Genomic DNA, 24,375 nt, shown 5'->3' with positions numbered 1-24,375 from the left:
TTATAGCCCCCCGTAGCGGCGCGCCCGCCGCTGATACTCGCGTATCGCTTCGAATAGTTGCTCCTCGCCGAATGACGGCCAATAGACGTCCGTGAACCAAAATTCGCTGTACGCCAATTGCCAGAGCATGAAGTTGCTTAGCCTTAGCTCGCCGCTCGTACGGATAAGCAAATCCGGATCGGGCAGACCGTCCGACAGCAGCTTGCTTGAGAACATCGCCTCGTCGATCGCCTCGGGATCCAATTGCCCCGAAGCAGCTTGACGGGCAAGCTCGCGCGACGCTTCGACCATCTCATCCCGACTGCCGTAATTAAGCGCGAAATTAAGAATAAGGCCGGTATTGTCCTTCGTACGACGCACGGCTTCCTCAAGCGCGGCTACCGTATAACTCGGCAACAGCTCGCGCTTGCCCATCATGCGAACTTGCACGTTGTTCTCGATAAGCTCGCCCAGCTCGAGCGATAGAAACTCCTGCGGCAGCTTCATCAGGAATTCGACTTCCGCTTTAGGACGTTTCCAGTTCTCCGTGGAAAAAGCGTATAAGGTCAACACTTTCACGCCAATGCGGTCGGCAGCTTTCGTCACCGTCTTGACGGCTTTCATACCGTTATGATGTCCTGCGATCCGCGGAAGTCCGCGCGCTTTCGCCCAGCGGCCGTTGCCGTCCATGATGATGGCGACATGCTGCGGGATATTGTCTCCGATCGGGGCGCTGTTCGCCTCGGCCGAAACGATACCTTTCGATGCTGAATCGCCATTTCGAAGCTTTCGGAGCCACTTGATGAAGCTGCCCATCGTTTTTCCTCCTAAGAGCGCTTTGATTCTGCTCGTGAACAAAAGAGAATAAACCCCACCTGTCGGAGGGGTTAGACGGAATCGATTTACACTTCCATGATCTCTTTCTCTTTGGCGAGCAAAATTTTGTCCACCTCGGCGACGTAACGGTCCGTGATTTTCTGTACGTCTTCTTGATGGCGACGAGATTCGTCTTCCGAAATATCGCCCTTTTCCTTCTTCTTGATGTCGTCGTTCGCATCGCGGCGAATGTTGCGGATCGCGACTTTCGCTTCTTCTCCGAATTTCTTCGTCGATTTGGCGAGATCGGCGCGGCGCTCTTGCGTTAGCGGCGGGATATTGAGTCGAATGATTGTTCCGTCGTTCGCCGGCGAAAGGCCGAGATCCGATTTCAAGATCGCCTTCTCGATAAGCGCCAAAGCGCTTTTGTCCCATGGCTGAATGATCAGCGTACGGGAATCCGGCGTGCTGATCGAGCCCATCTGGTTGATCGGCGTCGGCGTGCCGTAATAATCGGCTTCCACTCTATCCAGCATCGCAGCCGACGCGCGTCCTGCGCGAAGCGTCTGCAAATCGCGTTTCAGCGCGCCTAGCGCTTTTTCCATGCGGTCTTCGGCGTTTTTCTTAATCGCTTGAGGCATTAGTCGAGACTCCCCTTCACAATGGTGCCGATCTTCTCACCGAGGATGGCACGCTTAATGTTTCCTTTCTCGGTTATCGCAAACACGAGAAGCGGGATATTGTTGTCCATACAGAGCGAAGATGCGGTTGAATCCATGACGCCAAGGTTTTTGGCAAGCACGTCCATGTACGTCAATTGATCGAACTTCTCCGCGCTTGAATCTTTGAAAGGATCGGCGCTGTAGACGCCGTCTACTTTGTTCTTCGCCATCAGAATGATTTCCGCTTCGATCTCGGCCGCGCGTAACGCTGCGGTCGTGTCGGTGGAGAAGAACGGATTGCCCGTGCCGGCTGCGAAGATAACGACGCGGCCTTTTTCCAAATGACGGATCGCTCTGCGGCGAATGTAAGGTTCTGCGATTTGTTGCATGGCGATGGAAGTTTGCACCCGCGTAGGCACGTCGATCTGTTCAAGCGCATCTTGCAGGGCGAGGGAATTCATGACCGTAGCCAGCATGCCCATATAGTCGGCCGTAGCGCGATCGATCCCCTTCTGGCTGCCGGCGATGCCGCGCCAGATGTTGCCGCCTCCGCATACGATAGCCACTTCTACGCCAAGCTCGACGACTTCCTTCACTTGTTCGGCGATCGACAGGATGGTCGACGCTTCGATACCGTATCCGTTGTTGCCGGATAGCGATTCGCCGCTCACCTTTAATACCACGCGTTTATATACGGGACGCTCCATTTGTACCTCCATCGTGTCTTCTGTAATATCTTTCCTTGCGCTCGCTCAAAAAAGAGGGAACACCGCGTGTTCCCTACTTTCGTAGTATCGGATAAGTTAGCGTTTTCGATCGACTCCTGCTTCTCCGATACCTCCGACATAAACGTTATGCCGCCTTCCACCTATGGATGACGGCAAACGATTATGCTTGGTTTCCTTATAGTTTCGCCTGAGCCATAACTTCCTCGACGAAGTTGTCTACTTTTTTCTCGAGACCTTCGCCAAGCTCGAAGCGAGCGAAGCGACGGATCGAAATTTTCTCGCCGATCGTGGCAACTTTTTCGTTCAGGAGCTGCGTGATCGTCTTGTCCGGATCTTTAACGAAAGCTTGCTCCATGAGGCAGTTTTCCTCATAGAATTTGTTCATACGGCCTTCAACCATTTTGTCGACGATTTTCTCAGGCTTGCCTTCGTTAAGCGCTTGGTTACGAAGAATTTCTTTCTCTTTGTCAAGCTCGGCTTGGGATACTTCTTCGCGGCCCAAGAACTTAGGATTAGCTGCTGCGATGTGCATCGCGATGTCGCGAGCGAACGATTTGAATTGCTCGGTTTTACCTACGAAGTCCGTCTCGCAGTTGATTTCGACGAGAACGCCGATGCGTCCGCCGCCATGAATGTAGGATTCAACAGTGCCTTCCGTAGCGACGCGGTCGCCTTTTTTGGCTGCTGCGGAAAGGCCTTTCTCGCGAAGAAGCTCAGCGGCTTTCGTCAGATCCCCGTTCGCTTCCTCCAACGCTTTTTTGCAATCGAGCATGCCTGCTCCCGTTCTTTCGCGTAGCGTTTTTACATCAGCTGCATTGATAGCCATCTTAGCATCCTCCTCATTTATATCCCTTTAGGCTCAGCCTGCTGGGCTAACGTTCTTATGTTCTGTTTTTACAAAAAGGGCGGTGAGAAGGTTCTCTTCTGACCACCCTTTCGTGTGCTTATGGATAAACGAGGCAATTAAGCCGTCGTTTCTTCGCCTTGGCGGGATTCTACGATTGCGTCAGCCATTTTAGCCGTAAGCAGCTTAACAGCGCGGATCGCGTCATCGTTACCTGGGATAACATAATCGATTTCATCCGGATCGCAGTTCGTATCGACGATACCTACGATTGGAATACCGAGCTTGCGAGCTTCCGCTACAGCGATGCGCTCTTTGCGCGGGTCGATGATGAACAGCGCGTCAGGAAGTTTGCGCATGTTCTTGATGCCGCCGAGGAACTTCTCAAGACGCTCTTTCTCTTTGCGGAGAATGATGACTTCTTTCTTCGGCAACACTTCGAACGTTCCATCGTTTTCCCATTTCGTGAGCAAGTGCAAACGATCGGTACGTTTTTGGATCGTGGAGAAGTTCGTCAGCGTACCACCCAACCAACGTTGGTTGATGTAGTATTGTCCGCTGCGCTCAGCTTCTTCCTTAACGGAATCTTGAGCTTGTTTCTTCGTTCCGACGAACAGCATCGTTCCGCCTTGCTCAGCGAGCTGGCGTACGAAGTTGTAAGCCTCGTCGACTTTCTTAACCGTTTTTTGCAGGTCAATAATGTAAATCCCGTTACGCTCGGTAAAGATGTATTTGTCCATCTTCGGGTTCCAACGACGTGTTTGGTGACCGAAATGTACCCCTGCTTCAAGCAGTTGTTTCATGGAAATTACTGCCATCTTTCCTGCACCTCCTAGTGGTTTGTGGTGAATCTCCGCCGCTTCTCGCGTTTTCCGCCAAAACTCATTTGCAATTTGCAAAATAAGCACCGTTGACGAAATTGAAAAGCGTGTGTTTTTTACACCGAAAAATAATATAGCATATTGCGAGCCTAGGTGCAATGGAGATGTTCGAAAAAGGCAAAAAAAATACCCGCATCGTTAAGGCTTTCTGCGGGTAAGTTCAGTCATAATATCACGATACGTCGGTTTTCCGGTAAAGACGGCGGTCCCGACCTCCAAGTCTTTGGAGATGGACCAGCATTTATCGATAAAATCCTTTGCGTCCTCGACAACGCCAAGCTCTTCGAGTTTGTTGGCAACTTCGGTAAGATTCATCCCTGGACGAACGTATAACGTGACGGCAACCGGATCTTCCGCAGGCGGCGCGCTCGGAGAAGCCGATGGCGTAGCCTCCGGAGCTTTCGTTCCGGTCTGATCCTGTTGTTGCGTGGTATTCGCATTATCAGTAGAAGGTGCTTCCTGCGACGCTGTTGGCGTAGCGGCCGGTTGCTCCGTAGCCTTCTTAGCTTCATCCAGCTTCGCCTGAAGCTCATCTTCGGTATATACTTTCTCGTTCGCGGAATAGACGACGAAGCCGGCTTTGCTCGCTTCTTCCTCTAATTGCGCTCGCGTTAACGGCATTCCCGATTTATTGCCGGCTTGGTCCTTCGCCGCAAGTATCAATTGCAGCATCGAAGCGCCCACGATGAGCCCGATGCCGAGTCCCATAAGCCAGCTCCGATATTTACGCATGCTGCTCTTCCTCTCTGCGCACGAGCTGCAAAATCAATTGCACTTCGCCTTTGTTCATGTTCATCGCTTTGGCGATTTGCTCGACCGATCGGCCTCTATCATGAAGTTCCAGCAGTTCCGGGTATCTGCCCCTGATCGAACTCGGCGGGATTACGATCGGATCTGCTTCAGGCTCAATGAACGGCGTCTGCACGATAGGAGCTTGAACGATGTCCGAATCTACGATAGCGGACTTCTCCGAATCGCTCGATGGCGCGGCAACGGAAGGCTGGACAAGCATCGTAGCGGCAGCCTGTACCGTCGCAGCCTGCGCTTGCAACGACCACAGCTTCATTTGATGCTCCATATCTACGATTCTGCGGCTAAGCCGGTCTACCGTATCGTCTTGCTCGCGCTTGAACTTGGCGACGGCGTCGACCAACTCGCGATTTTCGGCTTCCAGATCTTCAAGCAATTGCTCGTAAGCAGCCTCGCTTTGAAATTCCGAGCCTTTATCTTTGCTCGCCTGCTTCGGCATCATCCATGCGTACCCCGTAATCGCTACGCCTAACAGTACGATGCTTAACCACGGACTTTGCGTCAATTGAACAACCCCTCTTCTGCTGTGCGGTCAGCCCATGAAATCGATATGTTTGCCTTTATACGGATGCGCCGATGATTTGGCGCTCGCTTCCGGCTCTTGTTCGTCGGGCTTGCGCGGTTTTGCCGATCCGGATCGTTTGCCGCGTTCGCGAGCTTCGCGATCGTTGATCGACCCTTTGGCCGACGATTCCGTCTTTTGGCTCCGCTTCGACTCCTGCTCGGCATGTTTGACGGATTGCTGGCCCAGGGCCGTCTGCTCGTTCACCGCTCTTTGCTGGTGCTGTTGCGCCAGCGGAGTCAACTCGATCGTACGCGGCAACGAAGTTTGAATGTCGATAGGCTTGTAACTCATGGCAGCCCGCCTCTTCTCCGAATATCATTGCCGTGAATCAGATCGTGGATGCTTAGTAGAAGGGAACCATGACGATATCGCCATCCATGAACCGGAACGATACCCTTTGCGAACTATCTTTAACGAAACGCGTGTAACGTCCGATTACGATTTTCGTGCCGCCGAACAACGTGTGCGTGGAGTCTACCCGCGCCGTGGAAGCATCTTCGAGCGTCTTCTCGATCTCTAGTATGCGTTCTTTGGCCGCTTTAAGCTCTTCGTTAGTCTGTCGCTTCGTTGCCGATAGCTTAACGCGAAGCGCGAGCTTATCCGGAGACAGCTGGCTCGTCGATGCCAATTGGTCAATAAGCGCCAACGCCTTCTCCGATTTGTCGATGCTGTCTACCAATTGCTTGATCGTCGTCCTCAGTTCGCTTAGCTCTTGACGAAGTTCCGGTCTTACGCCGACTTCGATAGAAGTGGCGGTAGACATGGAGTTGCCGATCATCCGAGCCGTCACGCGATCGCCCGCTTGCACGAGTCCGCCGACGATAAGGCCCTTCGATCCGGTGCAATTCACCCAACGTCCTGCGCGCACGTTGGAATGCATAATGCTCTGCGACACGAAGACGTCTTCGCCCGCGTATACGTTGCCTTCTTGAATGAACGAGCAACGTACGTTTCGCCCCGCTTTTACGTGGCCTTTGTTGCTTCCGATTATGCCGCCTACGATTTCGATCGAGCCGTCGGATTCGACTTCGGCGCCCTCGATTCCGCCGGTTACGCGGATATCGCCGGACGCTTTAACGCGGAAGCCGGTTAAAATATTGCCCCGGATAACGACCGTGCCGACGAAATCGATATTGCCGACTTTATAGTCGACGTCCCCGTTAACTTCGAATACCGGGAAAACGTTAAGCTTCTCTTTGTCCGTCTTCGTCACGAGTCCGTCGATCGCCGCATACATGCCCGTCTTCTCCGGATTGACGACGACGTTTTTGCCGATCTTGAACAGCGCGTCCTTCCCGTCTTTCGGCGCGATATCTTCGCCGGTGACAGCTTTGCCGGGAACGCCTGGCTCGGATGGGATGCGTTCGGCAATCAATTGCCCGGCTTTGACGTTCGCGAGCTGCTTTAAATCCTTGTAATCGACGCTGCCGTCTTCTCTTTCCGCCGGACCTCTTCCCTGATCGTTGGAATCGAACAAGTAACGGATGAAACCGTCTTTGCCGTTTTTAGGAGCTGTACCTACCGCGACGATGTTTTGGGTGAAGAAAAATTCCTGCGGTTTTTGCGAAATCAGATATAGCGTATCCGACTGAACGCCAAAGCGGATGCCGCGAGCGCTTAAGAACTGCTCCAAATCCTTTACCGTCAGCGACAAATTTCCTTCAACGCGCCGAAAGACGAGATGTGCTTGCAGCTTATCCTCGCTTATCGTTACCTGCAGACTGTCTTCTAGTGATTGCGTCTCGTTTTCAGGCAATGGGTTCTCCCTCCTCATTAACCGTTATGTAACAGCTGTTCCTTCTGTTTAGCTAAAGCGCCTCTTAACCTAAGAATCGCCTTGGAATGAAGCTGAGAGATCCGGGATGGCGATAAACACATGACTTCCGCAATTTCGCTTAAGGAAAGATCATCGTAATAGAATAAGGAAACAACGGTTCTTTCTTTTTCCGTTAGCTTCTGAATGCCGTAGACGAGCGAATCCTTAAGATAGGTTTCATGGACCGTATATTCGGGGTTGATCGCTTTGTCGTCTACGAGCAAAGACAGTCTCGTCTCGGATTCTTCTTCGCGGATCGGATCCTCCAAGGAACAGACCGCCGCTACCGCGACTTCCTGCAACATTTGTTGAAACTCCCGATCGCTTATATTCAAATAGGCGCATATCTCATCATCCGTAGCGGAGCGTAAATGCTTTTGCTCCAAAACGGCATATGCATCCTCCATTTTTTTCGCTTTATCGCGTACGGACCTGGGCACCCAATCTCCTTGACGCAAACCGTCAAGAATGGCACCGCGAATTCTCCAAGAAGCATAGGTCTCGAATTGGAGACCTCGCGTATAATCGAACTTTTCGATAGCATCGATCAATCCCATGGCTCCGTTGCTCGCCAAGTCGTCTTTGGTTACATTCTTCGGCAATCCTACCGCCATGCGGCTTGACACATAATCGACCAGCGGCAAGTATTGTTCGATCAGTAACTTGCGCGCTTCCGAATCTTCTTCTTCTTTCCATCTGAGCCAAAGCCCATGATGCGATAATTTAGAGCGTGTTTGCTCGACCATACTTGCTTCACCATCCTTATTCGTCCGTCAGGCGACGTATCGCCTGAACCACTTCCTCCGGATTGGGATTGTCAAGCGACACCAACCGCTTGGGTACGAGCGGCTGAAAAGCTGGCTCCTCGCCTTTGCCGTCCGCCCAACGTTCTTTCATCATTTCCGTCAATTGATCCTCTTCGTTAGGGGTAACCATATCGAGATTGACTCCGCGATCCGCATCTACCACGTCCTGCAAGCTAGAGATTGGCTCCTCCGGCTTATGGGCTGGCTGAAGCAGCTGTCCTAACACAAGCCTAATGACGAACGCGATTATGGCAAAAGTGATAAAGGCGTAAAAGCCTCGCACAAGCGTCGTACCAAGCGGATTGCTGGAAAACGAGAACATCAAGGTTAACAATGCGCCGAATGCGCCAAATCCGACATTTAAGCGCCAGGAACCTATCATCGATTAAATCTCCTTTACTCCGAACTGCACGCTCCGGATGTTGAATATGCCGGTTTGGCTGTCCAATTCCACCGTGCGGCCGTAATTGCCGCCGGTATCTTCCGCGATTAGCGGAATGCCGAATTGCGTGAGCGCCAGCTTCGTCGCTTCGACGTTCCGCGGACCGATCCGCATCGTATCAGACCCGCCGGCGAAGGCGAACATCTGGGCACCGCCGGCCATCTTAGCTACTAGACGAGACACGACGGAACCTTTGTTCTTGAGCCGTTCGATCAGTTCCGGTACGGCCGTGTCGGCATACTTCGCGATATTCAACTGCCCTTCACGCGCGATTTCGGACGTGGGAAGCATAATGTGCGCCATCCCCGCGAGCTTAAGCTGCGTATCGTATAACGTTAAGCCAACGCAAGATCCAAGACCGGTCGTTCTAAGAAGCGCGCCGTTCTCGGCGATATTCAAGTCCGCCATCCCAACCTTGATGAGTACAACCTCTATCATTAGATCGGCACTCCCAACGCACGAAACAGCTTGTCGAACGATTCCGGATCAGGTATGAGGAAGAAATGGCCTTCCGCTTCTTGTTGTCCCTCCAGGAATGTCGTATCGATCAGCAGAGCGTCATCGCCCATCGTGCCGAATTGAAGCATGCCGTAGCTTAGAATCGCTCCCGCCATATCGACCGCGAGCGAAGGTACAGTCGGCGACATATGCAAGCCCGTGAAGTCCGCAAGCGAGGACAAGTACGAGCCAGCCAAAATGTTGCCGATCTCACTAAGAGCGGATAGCTCCAATTCGCTGTAATCGTCGTTCTCGGCAGCTTCAAATCCAAGCAACCCTTGCAAAATTCGCCTTGCCGGTTCCCGGTTAATAATGAAAAACATATTGCCGGGTGCATCGCCCTCGACGCGCAGGAAGATGGCGATGACGACGGCTTCCGTGCCGCCGACCCGCTCCGCGATCGCTTCGAAGGGAAGCAAGCTAACCGTCGGAACCGCCATGTCTACCGGCTTGTCGAGCAGCAGCGAGAGCGCGGTTGCAGCATTGCCTGCCCCTATATTGCCGACTTCCCGGAGAACGTCCATCTTGAAATCCGAGTTGCTATTGAACAGGTTCACGGCTTATTCTCCAAACTGCTCGAGCTGAATGATCTCTCCGCGATTGAGCACTTCCGACAGATTGAGCAAGATAAGCAGACGATTATCGCCGATTTTGGCAACGCCGCTCAAATATTTCGCTTTGATGCCGCCAACGACTTCCGGCGGGTTCTCGATCGCGTCGCTCATCAGGTCAATGACGTCGTTCGCGGAGTCGACGATGAAGCCGACTTCCAAATCGTTAGCCGCGACGATAATGATCCGGGAGTTGTCTCCCAGCTCGGACTCAGGCAAGCTGAATCTTCCGCGAAGATCGATTACCGGAATGACGACGCCGCGCAAATTGATTACGCCTTTGACGAAATCAGGGGTTTTAGGTACGCGGGTAATCGGCATTAAACGTTCGATCGTGCGAACCTTGTCAACCTCGATGCCGTACTCTTCATGCGCCAAAGTGAACACGATGATCTTCATTTCCTCTGCCATGGATGAAACCTCCCTATAGAGTCCGGTATATTTACTTAATAAGAGCGTTAGGATCGATAATAAGAGCTACTTGGCCGTCTCCGAGTATAGTAGCGCCGGAGACTAAGCCTACGGAACTGCTTAAATACTTGCCGAGCGGCTTCAGTACGATCTCGCTCTGGCCGATGAATTCATCCACCATAACGGCGGCCAGCTTGTCCGCTTTGCGAATGACGATGATTTCCGTCTCTTCTTCTTCCTCTTCGCTGTAATCGGTAGATTCTACTAGCGAGGACAACGAGACGATCGGGATAATCGCATTGCGGTAGTCGATCATCGGCGTGCCATGCACGGAGCGAATGCTCGACTTTTTGACCGAGCCGGTCTCCACGATGGAGGATAACGGAAATGCGTACTTCTCCGAACCTAACTTGATCAGCATAGCCGCGATAATCGATAGGGTCAGCGGCAGTTGAATGGAGAACTTCGTGCCGGATCCCAGCTTGGAAGTTACGGAAACGTGACCGCCGAGCGAAGTAATCTTCGACTTTACAACATCGAGGCCGACGCCGCGGCCGGAAATATCGGATACTTTATCCGCGGTGCTGAAACCTGCGGCGAATATAAGCATATTCACTTCGTCGTCGGTCAGCTTCTTAGCGTCCTCGGCCGTTACTACGCCGCGTTTAATCGCAGTTTCGAGTACTTTCGGACGATTGATGCCTTTGCCGTCTTCTTCGATCTCGATGAAAACGTGGTTGCCGCTATGGAACGCGCGCAAGTGTACGACGCCAATCTCGGGTTTGCCTGCTTTGACGCGATCGGATATCGACTCGATGCCGTGATCGACCGCGTTGCGGATCAGATGCACGAGCGGGTCGCCGATCTCGTCGATGACCGTACGGTCCAGCTCCGTCTCTGCACCCGTTATAACAAGGTCGACTTTCTTGTCCAGCGTCTTCGCCAAATCCCGTACCATCCTCGGAAAGCGGTTGAATACGCTCTCGACCGGGACCATGCGCAGCTTAAGCACGATATTTTGCAAATCCGCGCTCACTCGCGCCATATGCTCGACCGTCTCCGTCAAATCGTTGCGGCGCACTTCGGATGCGAGCTGCTCCAGGCGGACTCTATCGATCAGCAATTCGCTGAATAAATTCATGAGAGAGTCCAACCGGTCGATATCGACGCGAATCGTGCGCGGAGCCGCGCTGCCTGCTACGTTACCCGACTGCGGAGCGGCTCGCGGAGCGCTTGGCTCAGCGACGGGGCCAGCTACAGTTGCTGCCGCGACTTGCGTCTGAGCCGCGATTACTTCGGCTGCAGCCGATGCCGTATCCTGCGATGCGCGACCCATATCCGACAACATGCCCCGATCTACCGGCGCGATCGATACGGATTCGATCTCGGACACGCGGGAGACACCGTCTCTCAATACGCTTTCATCCACTTGCGAAATATAATAGACCGCGAAGCTGCGATCGAATTGCTCTTGCTCGATCTCCTGCACCGAAGGATGAGCCTTGACGACTTCCCCGTTGCGCTCGAGAACGTCGAACACCATGTAAGCTCTAGCCGCCTTCAGCAAACAATCCTCGCGGACCTTTACTTCGATGTAGTACGCCTGGTGACCGCCATCTAGCGATTGGTTAAGCACGGACAATTGATATTGATCGAGCATCAAAGAAGAAGGCGTCGCGGCTTTTGCCGCTCCCGTTTTAGCGGGTGCGCCAGCGCCAAAATCGCCTTTAACGATCGACTTCAACCGTTCCACTAGCTCCGTTACGTCGCCGCTTCCCGTTCCGCCGTCAATGACGTCCTGAACCATCGCTTCCAATTCATCCAAGCATTTGAACAACGTATCGAAGATATTTCCGTTCATGCTGAGTTTGCCGTTGCGCACGAGATCAAGCACGTTTTCCATTTCGTGCGTCAACGAAGCGAGATCCTTAAACTCCATCGTGGCGGACATCCCTTTAAGCGTATGCGCCGAACGGAAAATAACTTGAACGATGCTAACATCCTCCGGTTGTTGCTCGAGCCGAAGCATATTTTCATTTAACGATTGCAGATGATCGTTCGCCTCATCGATGAAGATGGATAAATACTGATTCATTTCCACGGGACGGACACCTCCTGGTTTGCTGAGCTTACGGGTGCATATTTATGTTTTGCGAGCTTGTACTTCCCTTACGAGAGCAGACGCGATCGATTGAAGCGGCAAAACGTGCGATGCGGCGCCGAGCTCGATCGCGGAACGCGGCATGCCGTATACGACGCATGTCTCTTCGGCTTCGGCGATCGTCGTTAGAACGCCGCTAGCTTGAAGCGCCTTCATGCCCTTCGCTCCGTCGCTGCCCATTCCGGTCATCAACACCGCGTGCCGTTTCAACCCGACGTGACTCACGAGCGATTCGAACAGTACGTCGACGGATGGCCGGTGACCGCTTCGCGGAGGCTCTTCCGATAGGCGGATTTTGTAGCCGCCTCTTGCGTCCTTGGCGAGCGACATGTGATAGCCGCCGGGCGCGATATAAGCCGTTGCGTTCTCGACGACCTCTCCGTCCGACGCTTCTCGCACATGTATGTTGCAAAAAGAGTCAAGACGCTGCGCCAGCGAATGGGTGAACTTCGGCGGCATATGCTGCACGATGAGGATCGGAGCCGGGAAACCCGCGGGTATGCCGGTTAACACTTCATGCAACGCACGCGGACCGCCGGTAGACGTTCCGATTACGACGATTTGGCTGAATGCTCCCGATGTACTTCGCTTCTTCCCTGCGGAGCGCGAAGGCGGGAGCGTCACTTCCTCGATTGCCGGAGGTGGCATAGCCGGCTCGACCTGCTTCTTGGCCGTCGTCTCCGCCGCGCGTTTCGCCTCCGGCAGCACAACCTGTTCCTTACCGGCGAGAGTCAAATTGCCGTTTAACCTTGCCGAGCCGCTTTCCTTGACTGCGTCAGGCTGTTTTTGTGCCGGAGCCTGTTTATCCGCCGGCGATTTCGCAGTTGGCGGCTTCGGCGCTCGCCATTCGATCGTAGGCAAAGGCGTCTTCGGCAGGTTTACGGTTGCTCTTTTGACTATGTCGTTTACAGGCGGGTCTTTGTGCACGATTTGTTTGGCGACGGTCGTCTGATCCTCGGTTGGCGCCGAATGCAGCAATGACGGAGCAGACGGTTGTTTGGGCAATTCCTTCTTAGGCGGCGCTTCTGCCTTCTCCTCGACCGCGGGTAGCATTCTTAACGCGCCGGCGCTTACCGAGGATACCGCAATATGCAGCTTCTCGAGCAACTGTTCGCCTACTTGATGAATGTCTAACCTCACGGCGCCGTCCGGCTTTCGGATAAAGTCGAACGCTCCGTATTGCAACGCCTTAATCGTGTCTCTCGTACCGTTGTCAGTGACAGCCGACAACATGATGATTGGGGTCGGACGTACGGACATAATCCGCTTAAGCGCTTCTATTCCGTTCATTTGCGGCATTTCCAGATCCATCGTGATAATGTCCGGTTTTAGCTTTAGTGCAAGCTCTACCGCTTCTTTGCCGTTGCCGGCAGTCGCAAGCACATTAAACGAAGCATCCGCGTCAACGACGTCGCTGAACACTTTGCGCATAAACGGCGAATCATCCACGATCAGAACGTTATATTCCGACATTTAGCGTCCCTCCCCCCGTTAATCTAGCTGCTATGAGACTCGTAAACGATCATCGTAGTGAATGTTAGCTCCAAAGCTTCTTCATCCGGTTAAGGAACCCAGCAAGACCTCGCGTAGGTTGCGACGTATGCTCCAACAAGAAGCTGGCTGCGATCCTATCGATGCCTCTCGTTGCCGCGCTATCGGGAAACGCGACCGACAGCGGCGTCTGACGTTTAACCGCTCTCGTTACGTTCGAATCGTCGGGAATGAAACCAAGCACCGGCAAATCAAGCCCCAAATATTGTTGCGCGACCTGCCGCATATTGTCGGCGGTCTGTTTGCCTTCCCGGTCGTCCATAACGCGGTTAACGACTAGGCGGAACGGGATTTGATGCCCCATCAACTTCACCATCTTGATCAAAGCGTAAGCATCGGTAATCGAAGTCGGTTCCGGAGTCGTGACTACGATCGTCTCGTCGGCGACCGCTATGAATCGCGCGGTTTCCTTGGAAAGACCTGCGCCCGTATCGAACAAGATGAAATCCACGTGGCCGTTCAGCTTGCCGATCTGCAGGGCGAAGTATTCGAGTTGTTCTTCGCTTAGCCGCACCAAGTCTTTAAAGCCCGAGCCCCCGGCAATAAACTGAAGGCCGTTCGGCCCGATCTGAATGATTTCCCATATCGTCTTCTCGCCTTTGAGCAAGTGAATCAGATTGTATTGCGCCGGCGTTCCGAGCAATACGTCGATATTCGCGAAGCTAATATCCGCATCGAACACGAGGACGCTATAGCCGCGTTTTTGCAATGCCATTGCGAAGTTCAGGCTGAAGTTGGACTTGCCAACGCCCCCTTTGCCGCTCGTGATCGTAATGATCCGGGTCGTCTTCACTGTTTCGGAGCTTTTGGTGTGCACCAGGTGACGAAGCGCTTCCGCTTGATCATTCATGGGCGAAATCCCCCAGCAGTCGGCGTACGAGTTCTTCGGGATCGTAGGCGCGAATGTCGTCTGGTACGGTCTGACCGCAAGTAATATAAGAAATATGGAACGAGAACTCTCGGATTAGATTGAGCACTGAACCGAAGGTGTCCGTCTCGTCGAACTTCGTGAGCAGAAGCTGATCGATGCCGTACTTCGCGAATTGCGAGGCGACGAGCTTCATGTCGCTGTATTTATGGGTCATGCTGAGGACGAGAATCGTCTCGCTCTCCTCGCCTGGAGCAAGCAAGCTGTTGACTTCGGATACGAAAAGCTCGTTCCGGTAGTTGCGACCGGCGGTATCCATGAATACGAGGTCTCGATCGTCTAGCTTCTTATAAGCTCGGGTCAATTCGCTTGGAGAGAATACGACTTCCAGCGGTACGTTCAAAATATCCGCGTAAGTCCGAAGTTGATCGACGGCTGCAATCCGATACGTATCCGCCGTTATGAATCCGACTTGGCGACGGTAGTTAATCGCTTGTTCGGCAGCCAGCTTTGCGATCGTCGTCGTTTTGCCGACGCCTGTCGGGCCGACGAACTGAACGATTCTAGCGCTTGGAGATAAGCCGAAGCTTTGGGACGGTTGCAACCATTCCCGCAATACGCTTTTCGCCGTCTCGTAACACGCATAAGGATCTTCGTTGCTTTCGCCTAGCCGCTCGTTAACCGTTTCGGCGAACTGCTCGACGTACGCCGGCTCCACGCCTTGCTCCGCAAGCCGTTTGCTCCACTTCATTACCGACTCCGGCATCGAACGATACATTTGTTGTTTCGTCAGCTTCGTCATCATATCTTTCATCGAGCGCAGCTCGTGTAGCAGCGCGGTCGATTCGTCGACGGCTTGCACTTGCTCCGTCTTGGCAGGCGTCGTTACGGCAACCGGCTCCGGAACCTGCCGCGCTTGCTTGTTTTCTCTTTCTTCCAACACCCTTACCGCGGCGGCAAGCGTATCCGCCTGTGCGTCCGTCGGCTCAGCCAACGGTCTAGGTTCGCGGCTTTGGGCAAAAGCGTTATTCATTTGAGCGGAGAAAGACGACGGACGAGCCTGATCGGTCGAAGTCGTCTGCGCGTATCTGTCGCGAACCGCGTTAGCTGGTAGCACGGGGGCTAGCGCAGCAGGTTCGCTTGCTGTATCAGGCTTAGCAAACGAAGCCGTTCTCTCCTGCGGTCGTCCAGCAAATTGCGGCGTAGCCGGCTTGCGTGCGGGAGGTTTCTTAGCGGATTCATCGATCGCCGCAGTTACTTCCACCCGTTTCTTGCGGAACATGCCAAGAAATCCGCCGATGCGGATTTCTTTCGTATTAAGAATAACGGCGTCCGAACCAAGTTCGCTGCGGATCAGTTGAACCGCTTCGGGCAAGTTTTCTACGATATAACGTTTTACCTTCATGCGTTCACCACCCCGACGCTCTGCACTTCAATGCTAGGTTCTAACTCGCTATAAGAGATGACGGGAATATCTTGCAAACTCCGCTCAAGCAACTGGCGCAAATACATCCGGATCGTCGGAGAAGTCAGAATGATCGGTTGGAGTCCGGATTGAATCTGGCGATTGACCTGTTCCGTAAGCTTCTGGTAGATCGTCTGCGACGATACCGGATCCATGGCGAGGTAACTGCCTTGATCGGACTGTTGAACCGATTCCGCGATCTTCTTCTCTACGGACGGACTGACCGTAATGACTTTCAAAGGTTCCGAAGGGTTCGCGTATTGTTGCGTAATTTGCCTGGATAAGCTTTGGCGTACGTACTCCGTCAAAACATCCGGATCTTTCGTAAACTTCCCGTAATCGGCCAACGTCTCGAAGATCGTTACGAGATCGCGAATCGAAATTTTCTCTTTAAGCAGCTTCGCCAATACCTTTTGCACGTCGCCGATAGACATATAGGACGGAATGAGTTCATCGACAAGCGCAGGATACGTCTCTTTGACGCTGTCGACAAGCGCCTTCGTCTCTTGACGTCCGATAAGCTCGTGAGCGTACTTCTTGATCACCTCGGTTAGATGGGTCGCAACGACTGAAGGAGGATCGACGACCGTATAACCGGACATCTCCGCTCTCTCTTTCATCGCTTCGTCGATCCAAAGCGCCGGCAAACCGAACGCCGGTTCCTGCGTCTCGATGCCCGAAATGGAATCGTCATCGAACCCTGGACTCATGGCCAAATAGTGATGTAGCAATAATTCGCCACGAGCCACCATATTTCCTTTCATTTTGATAATATATTCGTTCGGTTTTAGTTGAATATTGTCGCGAATTCGGATAACCGGTACAATTAGTCCCATTTCAAGCGCGCATTGGCGCCTGATCATGATGATCCGGTCTAGCAAATCGCCGCCTTGCTGCGTGTCCGCAAGCGGGATGAGTCCATATCCGAATTCGAATTCGATCGGATCGACCTGCAACAAGCTGATAACGCTTTCCGGACTTCGGACTTCCTCGATCTGCTTCTCCTCGACGAGCAGATCCTCTTCTTCCTTCGCCCGATTGATATTCGCTTGAAGGCGATAGCCCGCGATCGCGAGGATGGCGGCATAAGGCATCGTGGTCATAAAAGGGATCGGAGTCGCGATACCGAGCAATGCAACCGTGCCCGCAACGATATAGAGCAAGTTTGGATATCTTAGCAATTGCTTAGTCAGATCATGTGCCAGGTTACCTTCGGAAGCCGCTCTAGTAACGATAATACCGGCTGCCGTACTGATCAACAGCGCAGGAATTTGGCTGACAAGACCGTCACCGATCGTAAGGATAGAGTATGTAGAAAGTGCTTGCTTAATATCCATGCCGTGAACGGCCATACCGACGATGAAACCTGCGATCAGGTTAATGAAGACGATAATGATGGAAGCTACGGCATCCCCTTTGACGAATTTGCTCGCGCCATCCATCGCCCCGTAGAAGTCCGCTTCCTTTCCGATTTTCTCGCGACGTTCTTTAGCTTGTTGTTCATTGATAATCCCGGCGTTCAAATCCGCGTCGATGCTCATTTGCTTACCTGGCATCGCATCGAGGGTAAAACGAGCCCCTACTTCCGCAACGCGTTCCGAGCCTTTCGTAATTACGATGAATTGCACGACGACCAAGATAAGGAATACGACGAAACCAACGGCGATTTGTCCGCCGGCCACGAATTCCCCGAATGTCTGAACGACATGCCCGGCTTTACCTTCAGATAGGATTAAACGAGTGGTAGAGATGTTTAGCGCTAATCGGAAAATCGTCGTAATGAGCAATAACGTCGGAAAGATCGAGAAATTAAGCGCGTCCTGCGTGTTCATGGCGATGAGCAGGATCATGACCGCGATCGAAATATTAATGACAAGTAATATATCTAGTAATCCTTTGGGAATCGGAACGACCATCATCAGGACGATGCCGATGACGCCGACCAAAATGCTTAAGTCCCGAATTTTCATGCCGCTCCACCCCCTGCATAACGTTCTCTCGCTTTTATGGAAACTCTGGGAAAGATCTATTCTTGTCATTCTCGCTCTGGACGGCGCGCCAGGAATGGGTTGCTACTCCGCCGCTGTTATAATCAAGTTCCCTAGATCGGATTTGGATGATGGAACTCGATTATAAAGGCGGACGTAAACTCTCCGTAGCAACCCTTTCCTTCTACGCCTAGTGCGAGAATAGCGTAATCTTTCCCTCTGTGCCCTTCGCGAGCCGACCGAATTTCGCTTAATCCCTATACATTGCCTTCTCATGGCTTACTTGAGCCGGCTTTCCTAATAGATCCTTATGTACTTAGGCTTTCCTCCGGCCTTTAAGCCGATATACGTATGCCAGCACTTCCGCGACGGCTTGGAACAGGTCGCCGGGGACGCTATCCCCGATTTCGGTCCGTTCGTAAAGCGCGCGGGCGAGCGGCTTGTTTTCCATCGTAATGACGTTATGCTGCTTGGCGATTTCGCGTATGCGCAGGGCGATGTAGTCTTGCCCTTTCGCAATTACTTTAGGAGCGTCCATCTTCGAGCCGTCATATTGCAAAGCGACCGCGAAGTGGGTCGGGTTCGTAATAATGACGTCCGCGTTAGGCACTTCCTGCATCATTCTCATAATGGCCAAGCGGCGTTGACGTTCCCTGATCTTCCCTTTGATTAACGGATCGCCCTCTGCGTTTTTATGCTCGTCTTTAATGTCTTGCTTACTCATTTTAAGATTTTTCTCGAACTCGTACTTCTGGTACATATAATCCGCGATGGCTAGGATGAACAAGAGCGCTGCCACGAAAATGCCCAGACGGATCGTTAACCCCGCTACGAAGCCAAAAATATCCGGAATCGGCATCGCAGCCAGTTCCAAAAACCGGTTTTTCTCCGACCAAATGATGCTGAACACTGCAATGCTGATTACACCTAGCTTCAGAGAGCTTTTGACAAACTCGACGACTGTTCGCATTCCGAACATGTTCTTTAAACCTTTAAGAGGATTAAGCTTACCTAGATTCGGTTTCAGCGGCTCAAACGTAACTAGCCAACCCATCTGAATATAATAAGCCGCGAAAATGATAAGTAAAACGACCAGGAAGATCGGAGCCAAAAACTTGACTATCTCAAGTAAATAGTATTGTAACAGCCCCAAGACGTTATCTTCCGTAATCTTCATGTCTAAGCGATACATGAAGATATCGCTGAACATGCCTGTGATTTGCTTCTGAAAGTACGGCCCGAACACGATAAAACAACATACGACCCCTAACAAGATCAAAGAGCTTGGAATCTCTGCGGACTTGGCAACTTGCCCCTTCTTCCGGCTTTCGCCCCGTTTCTTGGGGGTTGCTTTTTCCGTCTTCTCGCCCGCGAACAGCTGCAAATTCATCCTTAGGCGATAACGGTGCATGTCCTCTTCCTCCTTGCTAAGTCCCTATGTTGCTTTCATGATTACGAAAAGCTTTTCGAGCGCGGCGAACATGTGGTCGAAAATGATTTGGAATAACGTGCCGAAGCCCGGTAATAGCAGGATCAGCATCGCTAGGCCGACTAAAATTTTGATTGGAACGCCGATAACGAAGACGTTATATTGAGGTGCCGATCTGGTCAGCAACGCAAGACCGAAATCCGTCAAAAACATGGCGACGACGATCGGTGCGGAAATTTGCAACGCAAGCATGAACGTGTCCGCGAACGTTCGCGTCAAAAATTCGGTGATGTTGCCGCCGTAATAAACTTTGAACAGTTTATTATCGAGCGGCAGCCACTCGTAGCTGCTCATGATCGCCTTTAACAAGTAGTGATGGCCGTTAATCGAAAAGAAAACGAGCGTCATCAACATATACTTGAAGTTGCCTATTATCGGAGCTGAAACACCTGATATCGGATCAACGATATTGGCTATTCCGAATCCCATTTGCATATCCATCAGCGACCCGGAAATTTGCACGATCGTGAAAAACAAATAGGTTACGTAGCCTATGATGAGTCCAGCAAACACCTCGCGGAATATCGCGAGTATAAAATCGCCGTTCGCCACGATATTCGTATCAAAGCCAATCGTCAGGAACACAATTAGCGATACGAAGAAGGCTAATCCGATTTTGAGTGTCCGCGGAAACATTCGGGATGAAAAGATCGGCGCGACTACAAAAAACGCTGAAATTCGACAAAGAACGAGCAGAAAGGCAGGAAATGCCTGCATGATAAGATCCATTAGGCATCACCCAATGTAGCTCGCCAAGTTTCCGAGCAGATTGCTGGTGAAATCGATCATGGTGTTCAACATCCATGGTCCGAATACCAGTATCGCTACGAAAACGGCGACGATTTTGGGTACGAAAGCAAGCGTCTGTTCTTGGATTTGCGTCGTCGCCTGAAAAATACTGACGAGCAAACCGACGATCAACCCGATCATAAGCATCGGGGCGCTTATTTTCAATACGGTATATAACGCTTGTCCGGCAAGTCCGATCACGAATTCAGTGCTCATCATTTCCCTCCTAAGAGATGATCTCGACGCCTATCAAGCGCTAAAACTAGTCAACAGCGACTTCACGATCAGATACCAACCGTCGACGAGCACGAAGAGCAAGATTTTGAACGGCAACGAAATCATAACGGGCGGAAGCATCATCATCCCCATCGCCATTAGCGTACTCGCGACAACCATGTCGATGATGAGGAAGGGCACGAAGATCATGAATCCCATCTGGAAGGCCGTCTTAAGCTCGCTGATCGCGTAAGCGGGAACGAGTACCGTTATCGGAATATCCTTATAGGTTTCTGGTTTCTCCGTTTTCGTGTAATCCATGAACAAGAGCAAGTCCTTAGGTCGGGTATGCTTATACATGAATGCTTTCATCGGATCGGCTGCCTTATTCAAGGCTTCGGTTTGCGTGATCTCATGTTTGAGATACGGCTGCAACGCTTGTTCGTTCACTTGCGAGAACGTCGGCGCCATAATGAACAGCGTCAAAAAGAGAGCTAGCCCGATCAACACTTGGTTCGGAGGCATCTGCTGCGTTCCGAGCGACGTGCGCACGAAGCCGAGCACGATGACGATCCGAGTAAAGCTTGTCATCAACACAAGAATAGCAGGCGCTAAACTAAGTACCGTGATAAGCAGCATGAGAGATAAAGCCGATGCTCCGACTTCCCCGTCTGTGCCGCCCGTTGAGATCTGAATGATCGAGCCTTCGGCGTAAGCGGTGCTCCCTGCAACGAGAAATACCGCCATTAAAGCAAAGAAACTGTATAGCAGTTTTTTGTTCATTACTCATCCGTCCGATCTTCGGCGCGGCGTTCTTCCATCAGCTGCTCCACTCGCTGCCTTCTCTCCGTCAACTGGCGGAGACGGCTTTCAAGCGACTTCTCGAAGCTATTCGAGTCGTTCGCTGACGGCCCATGGTCTTGTTCGCCTTGCGCATTGTTGCGCCCACTGAATTTGCGCAGCCATGCGGGCAGCGGATTCCCCTTCGCGAGCTCAGAGGTATCGTGTTCTGCGAGCATTGAGGCCACCGTATCTGTATCGGTGATCGAATCCAGCAGCGTGACGTCGTCTCCTATACCTAGCACGTAGATCCGTCCGTTCCACTCGACGATCTGCATCGACTTGTTCGTGCCTAACGTCAACCCTCCGAGCGAACGAAGCGAGCGGTTCATCCACCACCCGCGATTGCGTTTCGCAAGAAATCTCAGCGATAGAACGATCAGCCCGACGATGATGCCCAGAACGAACAACACCCAGATTAAATCCCATGATGAGCCCGCAGACTGGAAACCTTCGGACAGACGATTTTCACGCATCGATGTTCAACGCTCCTGACTTTAACCCAATGTTTTCTTGATCGCTTCGATGACGCGGTCAGCTTGGAACGGCTTTACAATGAAGTCTTTGGCGCCGGCTTGGATCGCGTCGATAACCATCGCTTGTTGACCCATTGCGGAACACATGATGACTTTTGCGTTCGCGTCGAGCTTGCGGATTTCTTTAAGCGCGGTAATGCCGTCCATTTCAGGCATCGTAATGTCCATCGTAATCAAATCCGGATGCAATTCTTTGAATTTCTCGATTGCCTGCGATCCGTCTTGTGCTTCCCCAACTACTTCATATCCATTCTTCGTCAAAATGTCACGAATCATCATGCGCATGAATGCTGCGTCGTCTACGATTAAAATGCGGTTTGCCATTTCAATTTCCTCCCGGTGTGCTTATTGGATTTTTTGGACGCGATCCCATTGGCTGACGATATCGGTTACACGTACGCCGAAGTTTTCGTCGATAACGACAACTTCGCCTTTGGCAATCAATTTGTTGTTTACTAGGATGTCTACAGGTTCGCCGGCAAGCTTGTCCAGCTCGATGATCGAACCCTGGGACAGTTCCAAAATTTCCTTGATCTGTTTCTGCGTGCGACCGAGCTCGACCGTCACCTTCAGAGGAATATCGAGCAACAAGTTGAGATTCGTCTCGTCCGCTTGCGCGTATCCTCCGCCTTGGAAGTTCGCGAACTGGACTGGATTTACGTTCACATTCCGGTTAGTTTGCGTGCCTAACGTCTGCGGATATGCAGGCATCGGCGGCATATAGTTTGGCGGTTGAGCGGCCATAGGCGGCGCCTGATGCACCGGAGGCGGCGCTTGGGCGTATACTGGAGCTTGTTGCGGCGGCGCTGGTGGCGCCACGTATGCGGGCTGTGCGGGCGCTGCTTGCACAACTGCCGGTTGCGGCGGCGCTGCCGGCTCGCTTCCGCCCATTAGCGAGCGAACGAGCTCCTTAGCGAATGGAACCGCTAGCAATTGCATAATGGAGGAATCGATCAGGTCGCCGATTTTCAATCGGAACGAGATTTTGACGTACACTTCTTCGAGCGGAAGATTGCTTACGCCCGAATTGTTGGGCACGTCCATTATATCGATACCCGGCGGCGAAATGTTCACAAGCCGGTTAAAGATCGTCGACATCGAGGTTGCGGAAGAACCCATCATCTGGTTCATCGCTTCCTGCACGGCGCTAATGTGTATTTCGTTTAGCTCCTCGGAAGTTACGTTTCCGTCGCCGCCGAGCATCAAATCCGCGATCACTTGCGCGTCATGGGATTTGATGACTAACGAGTTGATACCTTCGAAGCCGTCCACGTATCTTACATGAACCGCGACGTGAGGTCTCGGAAACTCCGACTCGAATTGCTCTCTTGCGATTGCGGATACGGTCGGCGTCGTTATGTCGACTTTGCGGCCAAGCAGCGTGGAAAGCGCAGTAGCCGCACTTCCGAAAGTAATGTTGCCGATCTCTCCCAAGGCATCTTGCTCGAGCGGCGTCAAGTAATCGTCGATCATTATAGGGCCCGAAGCACCGTTGCTATCGAAAGCGGGACTATCGTCGCTCCCGCCGGACGATTGGCGCAGCAGCGCGTCGATTTCTTCTTGGGACAAATAATCTTTACTCGTCATTGATCTCTTCCACTCCTTCGCTGACGATCTCGTCAATCTGAATCGCCATCTTATCTCGTACCGTGCCCGGGCTGGCGATAAACTTCACTTTATCTCCAACCTTCACTTCAAGGCCTTCTTCTGTCGACTTATGAAGCGCTATGACATCCCCGACGCCGAGACTCAAAAACTCTCGGACCGAAATGCGGGAGTTCCCGAGTTCGGCGATAATCGGCAGCTTCGCTTTGCTAACCCGTTGCTCCAGCAATTGCTGTTCTTCGGGGGCGCGCGACTTTTTCTGACTGACGAACCAATGATGCACGGACAATCTTGGCATTATCGGCTCGATAACGATGTGGGGGATACATAAGTTGATCATCCCCGTCGTATCGCCGATCTTCGTGCTTAATGAGATGAGTGCAATCGTCTCGTTCGGCGATACGATCTGCATGAATTGCGGGTTCGTCTCGAGCGCTTCCAAACGAGGCTGCAAATCGATGATCGTACGCCACGCTTCTTGCAAGCTCTCGAAAGCCCGGCTGAAAATCTTCTCCATGATGATCGTCTCGATCTCCGTTAGACTACCGATCTTCGAAGGAGCAGAACCTGCACCGCCCAATAGCCTGTCGAGCATCGCGAACGCGACGTTCGGATGAACTTCCAGCACCATGCGCCCTTCTAGCGGCTCCGCTTCGAAAATATTAAGCACGGTCATCTTCGGGATGGAGCGGATGAATTCATCGTAAGGAAGCTGCTCTACCTGAACAACGTTAATTTGCACGAATGTTCGTAGTTGAGCCGAGAAATACGTTGTCAAAAATCGCGCAAAATTTTCATGAATACGCGTTAAGCTGCGAAGATGATCTTTGGAAAAGCGCATCGCGCGTTTAAAGTCGTAGGCGCGTACTTTTTTCTGCGTATCCTCTTTTTTGAGCTCTTCCGCATCCATCTCTCCCGAAGAGAGCGCGGCTAGCAACGCGTCTATCTCATTTTGCGACAGAACATCAACCAAACCTCTCACCCCTTTCTGTCGATGG

At 52.2% G+C, this 24,375-nt stretch carries 27 protein-coding genes; all 27 read right to left on the bottom strand.

Annotated elements, in window-relative coordinates; translation table 11 throughout:
• The 27 genes from ACFPQ4_RS23985 to fliM all read right to left on the bottom strand — a co-directional run bounded on the left by ACFPQ4_RS23985 (position 1) and on the right by fliM (position 24,350).
• Positions 1–795, bottom strand: a complete 795-nt coding sequence (locus ACFPQ4_RS23985; protein ID WP_378114452.1) for an isoprenyl transferase — start codon at positions 793–795, stop codon at positions 1–3.
• Between the two features lie 86 nt (positions 796–881).
• A complete protein-coding gene (frr, locus tag ACFPQ4_RS23980; RefSeq protein ID WP_378114451.1) occupies positions 882–1,436 on the bottom strand; it encodes a ribosome recycling factor in 555 nt (184 codons plus the stop codon).
• On the bottom strand, positions 1,436–2,164 hold the full coding sequence (gene pyrH, locus ACFPQ4_RS23975; protein WP_378114450.1) for a UMP kinase: 729 nt from the start codon (positions 2,162–2,164) through the stop codon (positions 1,436–1,438). Before pyrH ends, frr begins: the two co-directional genes overlap by 1 nt.
• 196 nt (positions 2,165–2,360) lie before the next feature.
• Positions 2,361–3,011 (bottom strand): translation elongation factor Ts, encoded by a 651-nt coding sequence (gene tsf / locus ACFPQ4_RS23970; protein WP_378114449.1) that lies wholly within the window; start codon positions 3,009–3,011, stop codon positions 2,361–2,363.
• A 137-nt stretch (positions 3,012–3,148) separates the two neighbouring features.
• Positions 3,149–3,847: a 30S ribosomal protein S2 gene (gene rpsB, locus ACFPQ4_RS23965; RefSeq protein ID WP_378114448.1), complete on the bottom strand. Its 699-nt coding sequence runs from the start codon at positions 3,845–3,847 to the stop codon at positions 3,149–3,151.
• 201 nt (positions 3,848–4,048) lie between these two features.
• Positions 4,049–4,642 (bottom strand): hypothetical protein, encoded by a 594-nt coding sequence (locus ACFPQ4_RS23960; RefSeq protein WP_378114447.1) that lies wholly within the window; start codon positions 4,640–4,642, stop codon positions 4,049–4,051.
• The gene (locus ACFPQ4_RS23955; protein WP_378114446.1) at positions 4,635–5,225 is read right to left on the bottom strand and encodes a hypothetical protein; all 591 of its coding nucleotides are present in this window, start codon (positions 5,223–5,225) and stop codon (positions 4,635–4,637) included. The genes ACFPQ4_RS23960 and ACFPQ4_RS23955 overlap by 8 nt, the downstream gene beginning before the upstream one ends.
• Before the next feature lie 27 nt (positions 5,226–5,252).
• Positions 5,253–5,576, bottom strand: coding sequence for a hypothetical protein (locus tag ACFPQ4_RS23950; RefSeq protein ID WP_378114445.1), 324 nt, complete (start codon positions 5,574–5,576; stop codon positions 5,253–5,255).
• Between the two features lie 52 nt (positions 5,577–5,628).
• A complete protein-coding gene (locus ACFPQ4_RS23945) occupies positions 5,629–7,041 on the bottom strand; it encodes a DUF342 domain-containing protein (RefSeq protein WP_378114443.1) in 1,413 nt (470 codons plus the stop codon).
• A 17-nt stretch (positions 7,042–7,058) separates the two neighbouring features.
• Complete coding sequence (locus ACFPQ4_RS23940; RefSeq protein ID WP_378114442.1) at positions 7,059–7,847, bottom strand: FliA/WhiG family RNA polymerase sigma factor; 789 nt, start codon at positions 7,845–7,847, stop codon at positions 7,059–7,061.
• A 16-nt stretch (positions 7,848–7,863) separates the two neighbouring features.
• Positions 7,864–8,289, bottom strand: a complete 426-nt coding sequence (locus ACFPQ4_RS23935; RefSeq protein ID WP_378114441.1) for a hypothetical protein — start codon at positions 8,287–8,289, stop codon at positions 7,864–7,866.
• 3 nt (positions 8,290–8,292) lie between these two features.
• Positions 8,293–8,787 (bottom strand): chemotaxis protein CheD, encoded by a 495-nt coding sequence (locus ACFPQ4_RS23930; RefSeq protein WP_378114440.1) that lies wholly within the window; start codon positions 8,785–8,787, stop codon positions 8,293–8,295.
• The gene (locus tag ACFPQ4_RS23925) at positions 8,787–9,371 is read right to left on the bottom strand and encodes a chemotaxis protein CheC (RefSeq protein WP_378114530.1); all 585 of its coding nucleotides are present in this window, start codon (positions 9,369–9,371) and stop codon (positions 8,787–8,789) included. The genes ACFPQ4_RS23930 and ACFPQ4_RS23925 overlap by 1 nt, the downstream gene beginning before the upstream one ends.
• Before the next feature lie 36 nt (positions 9,372–9,407).
• A complete protein-coding gene (locus ACFPQ4_RS23920) occupies positions 9,408–9,869 on the bottom strand; it encodes a chemotaxis protein CheW (RefSeq protein ID WP_378114439.1) in 462 nt (153 codons plus the stop codon).
• Between the two features lie 31 nt (positions 9,870–9,900).
• Positions 9,901–11,970 carry a chemotaxis protein CheW gene (locus tag ACFPQ4_RS23915; protein ID WP_378114438.1) on the bottom strand — a complete coding sequence of 690 codons (2,070 nt, stop codon included), beginning with the start codon at positions 11,968–11,970 and terminating at the stop codon, positions 9,901–9,903.
• 42 nt (positions 11,971–12,012) lie between these two features.
• Positions 12,013–13,503 carry a chemotaxis protein CheB gene (locus ACFPQ4_RS23910; RefSeq protein ID WP_378114437.1) on the bottom strand — a complete coding sequence of 497 codons (1,491 nt, stop codon included), beginning with the start codon at positions 13,501–13,503 and terminating at the stop codon, positions 12,013–12,015.
• Between the two features lie 64 nt (positions 13,504–13,567).
• On the bottom strand, positions 13,568–14,431 hold the full coding sequence (locus ACFPQ4_RS23905; RefSeq protein ID WP_378114436.1) for a MinD/ParA family protein: 864 nt from the start codon (positions 14,429–14,431) through the stop codon (positions 13,568–13,570).
• Positions 14,424–15,854, bottom strand: coding sequence for a flagellar biosynthesis protein FlhF (gene flhF, locus ACFPQ4_RS23900; RefSeq protein WP_378114435.1), 1,431 nt, complete (start codon positions 15,852–15,854; stop codon positions 14,424–14,426). The genes ACFPQ4_RS23905 and flhF overlap by 8 nt, the downstream gene beginning before the upstream one ends.
• Complete coding sequence (gene flhA / locus ACFPQ4_RS23895) at positions 15,851–17,884, bottom strand: flagellar biosynthesis protein FlhA (RefSeq protein WP_378114433.1); 2,034 nt, start codon at positions 17,882–17,884, stop codon at positions 15,851–15,853. Before flhA ends, flhF begins: the two co-directional genes overlap by 4 nt.
• 334 nt (positions 17,885–18,218) lie before the next feature.
• Positions 18,219–19,313, bottom strand: coding sequence for a flagellar biosynthesis protein FlhB (gene flhB / locus ACFPQ4_RS23890; RefSeq protein WP_378114432.1), 1,095 nt, complete (start codon positions 19,311–19,313; stop codon positions 18,219–18,221).
• Between the two features lie 24 nt (positions 19,314–19,337).
• Positions 19,338–20,120 (bottom strand): flagellar biosynthetic protein FliR, encoded by a 783-nt coding sequence (fliR, locus tag ACFPQ4_RS23885; RefSeq protein WP_378114431.1) that lies wholly within the window; start codon positions 20,118–20,120, stop codon positions 19,338–19,340.
• Positions 20,121–20,126: 6 nt separating this feature from the next.
• The gene (gene fliQ, locus ACFPQ4_RS23880) at positions 20,127–20,396 is read right to left on the bottom strand and encodes a flagellar biosynthesis protein FliQ (protein WP_378114430.1); all 270 of its coding nucleotides are present in this window, start codon (positions 20,394–20,396) and stop codon (positions 20,127–20,129) included.
• A 33-nt stretch (positions 20,397–20,429) separates the two neighbouring features.
• Positions 20,430–21,179, bottom strand: a complete 750-nt coding sequence (fliP, locus tag ACFPQ4_RS23875; protein WP_378114429.1) for a flagellar type III secretion system pore protein FliP — start codon at positions 21,177–21,179, stop codon at positions 20,430–20,432.
• Positions 21,179–21,712 (bottom strand): flagellar biosynthetic protein FliO, encoded by a 534-nt coding sequence (locus ACFPQ4_RS23870; RefSeq protein ID WP_378114428.1) that lies wholly within the window; start codon positions 21,710–21,712, stop codon positions 21,179–21,181. Before ACFPQ4_RS23870 ends, fliP begins: the two co-directional genes overlap by 1 nt.
• Before the next feature lie 21 nt (positions 21,713–21,733).
• On the bottom strand, positions 21,734–22,096 hold the full coding sequence (locus tag ACFPQ4_RS23865) for a response regulator (protein ID WP_378114427.1): 363 nt from the start codon (positions 22,094–22,096) through the stop codon (positions 21,734–21,736).
• 21 nt (positions 22,097–22,117) lie between these two features.
• Positions 22,118–23,359, bottom strand: a complete 1,242-nt coding sequence (fliY, locus tag ACFPQ4_RS23860; RefSeq protein WP_378114426.1) for a flagellar motor switch phosphatase FliY — start codon at positions 23,357–23,359, stop codon at positions 22,118–22,120.
• Entirely contained in the window at positions 23,349–24,350 is a 1,002-nt protein-coding gene (gene fliM, locus ACFPQ4_RS23855) for a flagellar motor switch protein FliM (RefSeq protein WP_378114425.1), read from the bottom strand. The genes fliY and fliM overlap by 11 nt, the downstream gene beginning before the upstream one ends.
• Positions 24,351–24,375 lie beyond the last annotated feature (25 nt).

Source organism: Cohnella yongneupensis, from assembly GCF_042655785.1.
Lineage (GTDB): Bacteria > Bacillota > Bacilli > Paenibacillales > Paenibacillaceae > Cohnella > Cohnella yongneupensis.
This window is presented reverse-complemented; position numbering and strand designations above follow the sequence as displayed.